This is a genomic window from Syntrophus sp. (in: bacteria) (assembly GCF_040768185.1).
Classification (GTDB): Bacteria; Desulfobacterota; Syntrophia; order Syntrophales; family Syntrophaceae; genus Syntrophus; species Syntrophus buswellii.
Genome location: NZ_JAXGNC010000001.1, coordinates 602174 through 613513, shown reverse-complemented (window position 1 = coordinate 613513; position 11340 = coordinate 602174). Strand labels below are relative to the sequence as shown.

Genomic DNA, 11340 nt, shown 5'->3' with positions numbered 1-11340 from the left:
GAATACGGGGCTTGCGCCGCCATGCAGGCAGGTCAGGGAGTTGGAGAGCCGTTTTGGATATGGGGTGTCCGGGACTTCAAATAAAATCATGAAAGGAGGATGTTGCAGTGGTTGGAGCAAGACATTTATGGTTAATGATTGCGTCTTTGTTTATTCCTATTTTTTTAACGGTTCCTTTTGCCTACTCGGGAGCTTCCGACAGTGGATTTCAGCCCTTTGATCTGGGGGAGGTGGTGGTTTCCGCCGATCGGGAAAGGGAAAAAAATATCGCCATTACAAACGAGATCACGGCGGACGATATCAAGGCGACCAACAGCCATACGGTTGCCGAAGCCCTGTCGAGAGCCCCGGGCGTCCGGGTGACGACAGGAGCAAAGAATCAGGCCACCGTATCGATTCACGGTTTCGATCAGAGCCAGATCCTTTTTATGATTGACGGAGTTCCTTATTATGAGACCAAATTCGGCATCCTCGATCTGAACAGCATCAGTACGGATAACATCGCCAGGATCGAGATCATCAAGGGAGCGCCTTCCGTCCTCTACGGTGCCAACACGATGGGGGGCGTCGTCAACATCATCACAAAAAAACCGACGGAAAAACCCTTCACCAGCGCCTCGTTCGAAGTGTCGGGAAACGACACCTACCGGGCCTCCGCTTCTCACGGCATGAAGGTGGGCATGTTCCATTACTGGCTTAATTATATGTATGAAAAATCGGGCGGCTGGGATCTGTCGGACGACTATCCTGTAAAAGAGGGGACATTGACGGATTTTCACGAGTTTCCCTATAATAAAACAACGTCTGCAAAGGTTTTCGAAGACGGCGGCAAACGCTATAATTCCGATTATGAAACTCAGAATCTAAGCGGCCGCTTCGGAATCGAACCGAACAAGGATTCTCAATACTACATGACCCTCTTCTACCGGACGAAGGAGAAGGGGGTGCCGTCCAATACGGAAGGCAACCAGGTATGGGCCCGCCCCGTTTTCTCTCAGTTTTACGCGAGCTATATCCCCGACTACGATGAATGGGGGGTCGATCTGGATGGCCGCCAGCGCCTGTCCGATAAGCTGGTGCTCAAAGGGAAGCTTTTTTATCACAGGCATAAAGACAGCCTTTATGCCTATGAAGACCCGTCGCTTGACGATGTGCTGGCCAAGAGCCATTATAAAGACTACCTTGCGGGCGGATCGCTCATTGTAGATTTTCAACCCGTATCATGGGATTCGGTCCGCCTGGGCTTGAGTTACAGAGGGGATTCCCACAAGGAAGTGGCGGATGAATATCTGCCGTACGAGAAATACCGGTCCTACACGGGTTCGATCGGACTGGAAAATGAATTTACCCTGATCAAGAATCTTACGGTCGTTGCGGGGCTCAGCTACGATTGGTATGAGGTGACGGAGGCCAAAAGAAACGTCACGAGTACGGAAACAGCAACCTATGGCGATTATCTCGGGCAGGAGGATCTTTATCAGCCAAATGACGATGATATCAATTACATGATCGGAGCCAACTATCTCTTTTCCGATAATACCAAGATCTATGCCTCTGCAGCCAGAAAGAGCCGGTTTCCGACTCTCAGAAGTCTCTACAACAAGCTCGATGCCAATTGGGGAGACCCCCATCTGAAATCCGAGAAGAGCAACAACTATACAATCGGGGCGTCCAGGCCCTTTGGATCTTTCATGAGGGCCGATTTCGCCCTCTTCTGGCATGACATCAAGGATAAGATTTCGTCTACCGGGTCCACAAAAACGGGTGATTATCATCCGATAAACATCGATGGCGTGAGAACGATCGGTTACGAAGCGGGAGTCGAACTTTATCCCGTGGATAAACTGATTCTCCGGGCCGATTACACCTATACCTATGCAAAGGATAGAAGTGAGGACCGGGTCAGCGATGATGTAACGGGTATCCCCAGGAGAGCGTTCAACCTTTCGGCTCAGTACACGCTGCCTTCCGTCAACACGAAGATGGATTTCAATGGCTCCTATGTGTCTCACGTCTGGACCAACGTGACGCCGGGACAGGAAGATTCGTTGGACAGTTATTGGCTGTGGAACGCCAAGGTCACCCAGCCCATGGGGAAACACGTTGAATTTTATGTTGCGGCGAACAACCTTTTCGACAACTATTATGAATGGGGAGACGGTTATCCGGCACAGGGGCGCAGCTTTTGGAGCGGCGTTTCCGTCAAGTTCTGAAGCGTTTCATCTGGAAGCGAATGACCAACGCCGGGCTTGATGAGGTCCCGTGTGCCGGTGCGGAAAACCCATGATATGCCGGGACGCCGATTGTCCCGGCTGCGTTCAGGTTTCAATACCGAAGATGATTTTTCTTGCGTAAATCCGTCATAAATGTACCATCTTTGCGTATAACCCCCGTGTGGTTTTGTAACCATGGGAACACTCGGACCTCCGGGCGAAGGCGACAAAAATCGCCTTCGCCCGGAGGTCCGCCTGGAATCAAGGCGAGCAGGGAGGAAGGGTCGAAGCGGGGGGATTCCACTCCACATTCTTCACCTTCGACATGATCCATGTAATACCGATGGAAGGCATCGGCGGAGGGCATGAACGGAGAATCGCCCGGCAGCTCCTGCCTGGCAAAGAGCAGAGGAGACGCATAGATGGGTCACATACAGACAATGTTCGATCCGGCAACGATCGCCCTGGTCGGGGCATCGGAAAAACGCGGTGCCGTGGGAAGATCGATTCTCGAAAAACTTCTGAATTCCGGAAAAAGGCGCATCTACCCGGTCAATCCGAAGGCGGAGTCCCTGCTCGGGATCAAGAGCTATCCTGATATCGCTGCTGTTCCTGAACAGATGGACCTGGCGGTCATTGCCGCACCGGCCCGCTCTGTGCCCCGGGCGCTGGAGGAATGCGGAGCGGCCGGCGTAAACGGCGTGGTCATCGTCTCGGCCGGATTTCGTGAAACCGGCGAAGAGGGCAGACGACTGGAACACGACATCAACAGGATCGGCAAGAAGTACGGGATGCGCATCCTGGGTCCGAACTCCGTCGGTTTTATCAGGCCTCCCCTCAACCTGAGCGCCACTTTTCTTAAAAACACCCCCCCGCCAGGCCGTATCGCTTTCATCTCTCAGAGTGCGGCCCTGGGAAGCGCCATCCTTGACTGGGCGGCCGACGCAGGGATCGGTTTCAGCCTGTTCGCCTCCCTCGGGGACATGATCGACATCGACTTTGCCGATCTGATCGACTTCCTGGAGGAATATGACGAGGCTACAAGAAGCATTCTGATCTACATGGAGAGTGTCGGAAATGCGCGGAAATTCATGAGCGCGGCGCGTGGGTTTGCCCGCCGCAAGCCCATCATCGTTTTGAAGCCCGGCAGATACGGCGAAGGGGCCGGGGGGACTGACTTTCAGCTCGCCTCCATGGCTGGTGACAGTGCCGTCTACGGTGCGGCGTTCCGGCGGGCAGGCGTATTGAGAGTCAAGGAAATAGCGGAACTCTTTGATGCGGCGACGGTCCTTGTTTCCCGGAAGTTTGCCCGAGGTCCGAGGGTCGCCGTCATCGGCTCCGCCGGTCCCTGCGCGGTCACCATGGATGCACTGCTCGAAAAGGGCGGGGAACTGGCCAATCTTTCACAGGAAAGCATAGACCGCATCAACACCGTCATGCCGCCTTACTGGAACAAGGCGAATCCGGTTTATCTACATGGAGGCGCCACCGTCGAACAATATGCGGAGGCACTGGCCATATGCATCCAGGATGAGGCGGTGGACGGTGCAATTGTAAACTATGTGCCCCTCATTAATGCCCCCTCCGATCAAGTTGCGCAGGCGATCGTGAAGGTTGCTGAAAAAAACAGAAAGCCCGTCATCGCTGTATGGATGGGCGGAAAAGTGGTTCAGGAGGGCAAAGGCATTTTTTCCCGGAACGGCATCCTGGTTTATGACACGCCGGAAGAGGCGGCCAGAAGCTACATGAATATGTACAATTACAGGCGGTACCTCGATCGGCTGTATGAAATCCCCGCCGCGCTGCCCGAGCAGGAAGCGCCTCCGAAAGAACGCCTCAACGCGCTGATCGGCAATGCCCTTGCAGAGGGACGGACGTTGCTCAACGAACAGGAGTCGAAGGAATTTCTCGCCGCTTATGGAATTCCGACGGCGATGCCCCAGGTTGCCCGGAATCCTGAAGAGGCTGTAGCCATCGCCGAAAAGCTGGGATATCCGGTCGCTCTCAAGATTGTCTCGCCCGATATCTCCCGCAAAAGCGAGGTGGATGGCGTCATCCTGGGGATCGACTCCCGGGACGAGCTGCCGGGTGCCTGTGAAAAGCTGGTCCGAAGAGTGAGGAAATGGGCCCCGGAGGCGACGCTCAGTGGCGTGGCCGTGGAAAAGATGGTGAGCCGCGTGGAGCATGAACTCCTCCTGGCAGCAAGGAAGGATACGGATTTCGGTTCGGTCATCCTCTTCGGGTCGGGTGGGCCCATGGCCGGGGCCGGAAGGGATTATTCCGTCGGCCTTCCCCCGCTGAACAAGACCCTGGCGTCCATGCTGATCCAGGACACCCGTGTGTACAAGATGATGCGGAATTCCCGCGAAAGCTCAGCGGCAGATATTGCAAGGCTTGAGGAAGTGCTGATCAATTTTTCCAATCTGATTGTCGACTTTCCGGAGATAGCGGAAATCGTGATCAATCCTTTTGCGGTATCCCCGGAGGATATGGCCGCCCTGGATGCAAGGATAACGATCGAAAGAGATCCTCGCCCGGACGGTCCATCGGCCTATCCTCATCTGGCCATCAGCCCTTACCCTACAAAATACATTCGGTCCTGGCAGATGGAGCCTGGAGCGGAAGTGGTCCTGAGGCCCATCCGGCCGGAAGACGAACCTGCGAAATCCGAGATGCTCCTTTCTTCTTCCCCGGAATCCTTGAGAACCCGGTTCTTTCACACGGTAAAGGACATTCCCCGCAAATTGCTCATCTACTTTGTCAACGTCGACTACGATCGGCATATGTCGCTGATTGCCGAGGTTCAGGAGGAGAAGAAAAAAAGGATGATCGGGGCGGCGAGCCTCGTCATGAATGCGGATATGACCTCCGGGGAACTGGCCGTTTTCGTGCACGACCGGTACCAGGGAAAAGGACTTGGAAAGAGGCTCTTGGAGTCCCTGATTGACATCGCCAGGGATAAATCTCTTCCGGAGGTGCACGCGGAGGTCCTTTCGGAGAATGCAACGATGCTGGGAATCTTCAGGCGCTTTGGCTTTACCGTCCGGCAGCTTCCGGGGGGCTCCAGCGAGTGCAGGTTGAATTTGGGCTGATGGGTACGGATTATCCTTATTTTTAACATGCTCCAGAGTTTCTCTCCGCCGCGGGAGGCTTTGACGGATCAGGAAAGGCGAAGGCGGAACCGGACCGCCGGGGGCAGGGCAGTTTGCCGGGGGTGGCAGGCTGCAAGAGCTTCAGGGATCTTCCCGTTGCCTTCGGAACGAGGGGTCCGCCAGTACCAGCACAAGGGTGAAGAAGGGAAAGAGGGCCAGTCCCCCCAGCAGCCATTCCAGGGGTACGGATTCCGCGATTTTTGCGAAGAGAAAAACGAGAACCCCGCCACATCCCCAGACGAATCCGCCCAGAAAAGAGGAGACCGTTCCCGTATATCCGGGGGCCCGTTCCTGCGCCATGCTGATCAAAAGGGAAAAGGGGAGCATCAGGAAAAACCCCAGCAGAAACACCATGAGCAGCTGTGCGGCGCCTGCCGGCGGCATCGCGTTGAAAAGCAGCAGGAGAACAATGGGGGGGATGGAGGAGAGAAGAATCACGAAGAATCGCCCCGTCTTGCGGGCCGAGAGGCTGCCGGCCAGCGGACCGAGGGCGCAGCCCAGGGACAACAGGGAGAGGAAGAGGCCTGTTCTAGTTACGGATGCCCCGTGCTGGCGCAGAAGGATGGGCAGAAAGGCATAGAGGTTCATGGCGATGATGCTGACGGCGAGGGCAAAGAGGAAAAGGGGTAAAATCGGGGGAAGAATCTTCGCAAGGGGATAAGAGAAGCCTTTCGCCTGCAACCGCTGGCGGCTCCCGGGATTCGGGAGAATTTTCAAAAGCCACACGGTGGCCAGGATGCCGGGAAAAGAAATCAGGTAAAACTTTTCCATACCGAAGTGCGTAACGAAGAGGGAAATGAGGGAGGGGCCGGCAACAAACCCCAGCGAAGTAGCCAGGAGAAGGAAGGAGATGACCAGGGATCCGCCGTCGGGATGGATGGCCTTCACGGCGGAAAAGGACGCCGGATGGAAGGCGCAGATCCCGATTCCGGCAAGGAGCAGGAACAGGACCAGAAATCCGTAATTCGGAGCGGAACCCAGCCCGCCCATCCAGAACCCGACCCATAGAGGGGAAAGACACAGGAACGGATAATATCCCAGCCGGTCTTCAAGCCAGCCGAAGATGGGTTGCAGCACCGAATTGAAGAGCGAGAAGACGGAGACCAGGGCGCCTGTTTCCGTGAGGGAAAGCTTCATCTCCGTCATGAAAAGGGGAAGGAGAGGCGCCAGGATGCTCGTGTAGGACGTGATCAGGAATTTGACGACATAAAGCGGGACATTCCTCACGGGGGGGGTCCTTGATCCGCGGCCTGCCGCCGCTGTTGCCTGCTGTTCGCCCGGCTCATCCGCCTTCCCATCTCCGGAACAGATCGTGTTCGATGCCGAGGGAGTCGAGAATTTTTCCGATGGTCTGATGAATCAGGTCATCGATGCTCAACGGCTGGTGATAGAACGAAGGAATGGGGGGCAGGATCTGGGCGCCGCACTCCGCTGCCGCCTCCATAAGCCTGAGATGGCCGAGATGAAGCGGCGTTTCTCTCACCACGAGAATCAGTCTGCGTTTTTCTTTCAGGGTGACATCGGCGGCACGGATCAGGAGATTCTCCGTATACGAATGGGCGATGCCGGAAAGGGTCTTGATGGAACAGGGGATGACGACCATGCCGCAGGTCAGGAATGAGCCACTCGCCAGGGCCGCGGCCATATCCCGGTTGTCATACCAGCGGGAAGCAAGGGCCGTTACCTGGGAGAACTGAAAGGGCGTTTCGATTTCAATAGTCTTCCTTCCGGACTCGGAGACGATCAGGTGGGTTTCCACGTCCATCTTTCTGAGGACTTCCAGCATCCTGATCCCGTAGATGACGCCGCTGGCGCCGGTTATGCCGATCACAATCCGCTTTGCCATTCTTCAGACCTTTCCCCTTTCTTCATCCGGGACGTTCAGATCTTCCTCGAGGTACTGCACGATGTATTCCGTCAGCAAATCGATGTTCCGCAGAACCAGGCCGATTCCTTCGCCGTCGAGGTTGTCCCAGTGGATGCCGGCCGTGACGACGACCCGCGTTTTGAAGACCGAGGAGAGATGTTCAGACGCCTTTTTTACGACTTCGTCTTCCTTGTGGCCCACCACGCAGAGCACGGAGGCGGTGGCGCCGGTCCTGCCGGGGTCTCGAAGGCTCGGCCGCGGCTGGGCCAGCGCGACGGCTCCGATGTGCGGCCGTTCGCCTCCCCAGATCGAGACGAGCAGATCCTGTCCGATCCACTGCGCCGAGGCATCCAGATCATACCGGCCTTCTTCCGTCCTGAAGAGGATCCCGTTCAAAGTTCTTGTTGCCTGCAAGAGTTTCCCCCTTCAACGCTTCCGCGAAAACCATTGCGCCGCCGGTTCCGTGGAGCCGCTTCCCTTAGCTTTTTCCCGTATAACGAAAATTCAAAGCAATGCAAGACTTTTTCTGTTTACAATTGGCCGTGTGTCATCTATGAATATCTTACTTCGCTGAAAGCGGCCTGGATGGCCTTATCCCTGACAGGCTCCCATCCTGAGAGAAGAAAAATGCCCAAAAAAAAAGAGAAAGGATTACGACCATGAAGTGGACCATCAGACTGTTTGTGCCCCTTGTTTTTTTCTTCTTTTTGAGTTCCCCCGGCTGGCCCGCCCAGGCCGCGCCTGATCCGCATAAGGCCGATCGTCTCGTGGACCTGAACGCCTGCATCGACTACCTGGAAAAGACGGGGAATCTCGTCCGCGTCAAATCGGAGGTCGATCCGGTCCATGAGCTCGCCGGCATTGCAAAGAAGTTCGAGGGGAAGAAGTGCGTCCTTTTTGAAAAGGTCAAGGGGAGCGCCTTCCCGGTATTCATGGGCCTTCTGTGGAACCGCGATACGGTGGGCTCCCTCTTCAACGTCCCCAAGGAGAAGGTCCCCTTCGTCATAGGCCAGGCCATCGGTGCGTGGAGAAAGGACAAGGAGGCGCTGCCGTCGAAGGTTCTCGATAAGGGACCGGCCAACGAGGTTGTCGTGACCAAGGGTGTCAACCTCTACGATCTTCCCGCCCCGGTCCATGCCCTGCAGGACGGCGGACCCTATTTCGACTCTTCCGTGGTGGTGGTGAATGATCCGGCGACGGGAAAGCCCAACATCTCCATCCACCGGATCATGATCACCGGCAAGGATCGCCTTACCTTCCTGATCGATCCGGGAAGGCACCTGGGGGCCTACCTTGAAACGATGGAAAAGCAGGGGAAACCCCTTCAGGTGACCATCAACAACGGCGTCGGGCTCGCCCCCTGGCTGGTTTCTTCCGTACCGGGAACGGGGCCCGGAAAGGCGACCATTGCAAGCCATATCGTCGGCAGGCCGATCCATTTCATCAAGGCGCAGACCGTCGATGTCCCTGCCTTTGCCGATGCGCAGTTCGTGATCGAAGCGGAAATCATCCCTCACGTCCGGGAGACGGAAGGCCCCTTTGCCGAGGTGACGGGATATTATGGAAAACAGGACAAGCGCTGGGTCATGCGGGTCAAGGCGATCACCCATCGGAAGAATCCTGTCTTCCATTCCCTGCTCTCGGGCCAGGAAGTCTGGAATGCCGTCGGCTTCACCGCCGAGGCGAAGATCTTCGTTACGGTGAAACAGAAGGTTCCTGACCTTAAAGCGGTTTACCTTCCCCCGGGGGGATGCGGGTTTTATGGCGCCGTTCTCCAGCTGACCAAGAGCAGGGAGGGCATTCAGAACGAGGCCATCCAGGAGGCGTTCAAGGCCTTTCCATCCCTCCAGTGGGTTGTGGCCGTGGACGACGATGTCAATATCTACGACCCGATCGACGTCGAATGGGCGATTACGACGCGCTTCAACGCCAAGAAGGGATTTATCGTCCTGAAAGATCAGCCCGGCCATATCCTGAATCCCATGGTTGAGGACGGCCTGGTCACCAAGGTCGGCGTGGATGCAACGGCCCCGTATCCCCGCACCTCCTCCTTTGAACGGGTGAAATTCAAGGATGTGGATCTGGGGAAGTTTGTGATCCAATAGCGCCGGCGCCTGCGGATCTCCCCGGCGGGACTGCCTGGAAACGGATTTGATGCAGAAAGAAAGCAAAACGGGATGGCCTGAAGCGGGTAGTCATCGCCATGAACGTTCTTGCATTTTCCTGCGCCGATCCGGCTAGCCATTTCATGAAAGAGGCGTGGACTGAAAATTGGGATTCTATGAAGAGATGATCCGGCGCATGGCCGCCGATGCCGATCCGGCGGCGGTGATCGAGGATATCAGAATTTATGTCAACTGGGTCCTGGTCAAGACCGGGAAATGGTCTCTTTCGACCTACTTTCATAACATGCCCGGTTTTAACGAGCCGATCGGCATGGATGCCTGGATGGGGGATTGGATCGGCCGGCCCGCCCGGGCGGCAGCCCTCGAACTCCTGGCAAGCCGGAAGAACCTCAGGCGCAGTGTCGGAATGGCTTGCCTCAAGTCCCTGCTCCCGGAACCTCCCGTGACGATTGAAGGAGGGGCCATGGAACTCTTCGAGCCGGCCATAACAGCCCGCGTACCGAGTTGTTTTATCGGCTACTTCAAAAAAGCGGCCCTGTGGCGGGAGCAGGGCTATCCCGTCACGATTGTGGAGCTTTTTCCCCGCCCGGGGGATATCCATTGGGAGCAGGCTGACCAGGCGCTCCAGGACGCCGAACTGGTCTTTATGACCGGCTTGACCGTTGTCAACGAAACCCTCGAAGCCGTGATCCGCCGGACGCCGTCCGCCCGGATGAGGATCCTCATGGGTCCCACCGTACCCGCCAGCCCCGTGCTCTTCAGTTATGGCGTTGATGTACTGGGCATTACTTCTATCGACGATGTGGAGCTCATGTCCGGCTATGCGTTGCGGGGTGGGGGAAGTATCGCCAACGCCCCGTCCGGGGCGCTTCGAAGCCTCAATATGGCGAGCGACCTGGATGAACTCCGGGAGCGGATTGCCGCCTTGGCGCATTGAATTCCCCTTGGCCTTTCGGATGATGCCGCCGACGCCGTCGACGGATGAGAGCGCCGCGGGCCGCGGATAAAGTTCATTCAAGGAGAGAGGATATGTGGCTTGACCGCCTGGTTGAATGGCAGGCACAGGGCATCCCCTGTGCGATCGTGACGATTATTGACGCCCAGGGATTCACACCGCGCAAGACGGGGGCCAAAATGGTCGTGACTGAAGATGGCCGGAGCGCCGGATCGGTGGGAGGCGGCACGTCCGAGCAGCAGTGCATCGAACTGGCCGCCAAGGCCATTGCTCATCGGACCTGCCTGATGCAGCGCTTTGTCTCTCCCGTTGAAGGGGGGGAATGGATGGCAGAGGATCGTCCCCTGGGGGCCTGCGGGGGGACCATGACGGTCTTTATCGAACCGATTGTTCCCGAGCCTGAACTGGTCATCTTCGGCGCCGGCCATATCGGGCAGTGTCTGGCGCGCCTGTGTGCCGTCATGGAAATGTCCTATCGCGTTTATGATGACCGGCCGGGAATTCTGATCCCCGATCGTTTCCCCGGGGCCGGGGCCCTCGTCTGCGCCCCCTTTGACAGGATTTCCGAGAATATCGAACTTACGGCCATGAGTTACTGCGTCATCATGACTTATGGACACGACCATGACGAGGTGGTTCTGGAACAACTGCTTCCCTGCAAGGAGATCCCCTATATCGGCATGGTGGGCAGCCCGAATAAGGCGCGCGTGCTGATCGAGAACATCCGGGGGCGCGGCGGAGAAATTGATGAGCGGCTCTACTGTCCGGTGGGGCTGTCGATCGGGCGCAATCAACCCCAGGAAATTGCCCTGTCCATCCTGACCGAAGTCGTTCTTCTCTGCCGCGGCGGCAATCTTTCTCACCTGCGCCGTGACTGGACTTCAACGTAAAGGATCCTGGCTCACCGGACTGGATCCATATTCCCTTTTAAAAAGAAAAACGGCTGTTCCCAGGCAACCCGAGGGGACGATTACAGATCTCCCTCAGCCTGATGTGGTCATTGAGGCCGGCATGGCCAAAAGAAAGG

8 protein-coding genes are annotated in these 11340 nt (G+C 56.6%); 5 read left to right on the top strand and 3 right to left on the bottom strand.

All coding sequences use genetic code 11. From position 1 onward, the window contains the following. The first annotated feature begins 134 nt into the window (after positions 1-134). Together AB3175_RS02835 and AB3175_RS02830 are read left to right on the top strand one after the other, a co-directional pair. A complete protein-coding gene (locus AB3175_RS02835) occupies positions 135-2213 on the top strand; it encodes a TonB-dependent receptor plug domain-containing protein (protein WP_367359415.1) in 2079 nt (692 codons plus the stop codon). A 422-nt stretch (positions 2214-2635) separates the two neighbouring features. Then, positions 2636-5305, top strand: a complete 2670-nt coding sequence (locus AB3175_RS02830; RefSeq protein WP_367359414.1) for a GNAT family N-acetyltransferase — start codon at positions 2636-2638, stop codon at positions 5303-5305. Between the two features lie 141 nt (positions 5306-5446). On the opposite strand, the gene AB3175_RS02825 is transcribed toward AB3175_RS02830, so the two are convergent. Genes AB3175_RS02825 through AB3175_RS02815 form a run of 3 tightly spaced genes read right to left on the bottom strand, consistent with a single transcriptional unit; the run spans position 5447 to position 7646 of the window. Continuing rightward, on the bottom strand, positions 5447-6592 hold the full coding sequence (locus AB3175_RS02825) for an MFS transporter (RefSeq protein ID WP_367359413.1): 1146 nt from the start codon (positions 6590-6592) through the stop codon (positions 5447-5449). Between the two features lie 55 nt (positions 6593-6647). Continuing rightward, on the bottom strand, positions 6648-7211 hold the full coding sequence (locus AB3175_RS02820) for a UbiX family flavin prenyltransferase (RefSeq protein WP_367359412.1): 564 nt from the start codon (positions 7209-7211) through the stop codon (positions 6648-6650). A gap of 3 nt (positions 7212-7214) precedes the next feature. Then, positions 7215-7646, bottom strand: coding sequence for a hypothetical protein (locus AB3175_RS02815; RefSeq protein WP_367359411.1), 432 nt, complete (start codon positions 7644-7646; stop codon positions 7215-7217). 245 nt (positions 7647-7891) lie between these two features. Here AB3175_RS02815 and AB3175_RS02810 point away from each other — a divergent pair, with 245 nt between their 5' ends. The 3 genes from AB3175_RS02810 to AB3175_RS02800 all read left to right on the top strand — a co-directional run bounded on the left by AB3175_RS02810 (position 7892) and on the right by AB3175_RS02800 (position 11203). Then, positions 7892-9337, top strand: coding sequence for a UbiD family decarboxylase (locus AB3175_RS02810; protein ID WP_367359410.1), 1446 nt, complete (start codon positions 7892-7894; stop codon positions 9335-9337). 166 nt (positions 9338-9503) lie between these two features. Continuing rightward, the gene (locus AB3175_RS02805) at positions 9504-10295 is read left to right on the top strand and encodes a DUF364 domain-containing protein (protein WP_367359409.1); all 792 of its coding nucleotides are present in this window, start codon (positions 9504-9506) and stop codon (positions 10293-10295) included. A gap of 92 nt (positions 10296-10387) precedes the next feature. After that, on the top strand, positions 10388-11203 hold the full coding sequence (locus tag AB3175_RS02800; protein WP_367359408.1) for an XdhC family protein: 816 nt from the start codon (positions 10388-10390) through the stop codon (positions 11201-11203). The last annotated feature ends 137 nt before the right edge of the window (positions 11204-11340 follow it).

Bases quoted from the DNA above. Each gene is read 5' to 3' on its own strand.
- AB3175_RS02835 (WP_367359415.1), top strand. From the start codon at position 135: ATGATTGCGTCTTTGTTTATTCCTATTTTTTTAACGGTTCCTTTTGCC.
- AB3175_RS02830 (WP_367359414.1), top strand. From the start codon at position 2,636: ATGGGTCACATACAGACAATGTTCGATCCGGCAACGATCGCCCTGGTC.
- AB3175_RS02820 (WP_367359412.1), bottom strand. From the start codon at position 7,211: ATGGCAAAGCGGATTGTGATCGGCATAACCGGCGCCAGCGGCGTCATC.
- AB3175_RS02810 (WP_367359410.1), top strand. From the start codon at position 7,892: ATGAAGTGGACCATCAGACTGTTTGTGCCCCTTGTTTTTTTCTTCTTT.
- AB3175_RS02800 (WP_367359408.1), top strand. From the start codon at position 10,388: ATGTGGCTTGACCGCCTGGTTGAATGGCAGGCACAGGGCATCCCCTGT.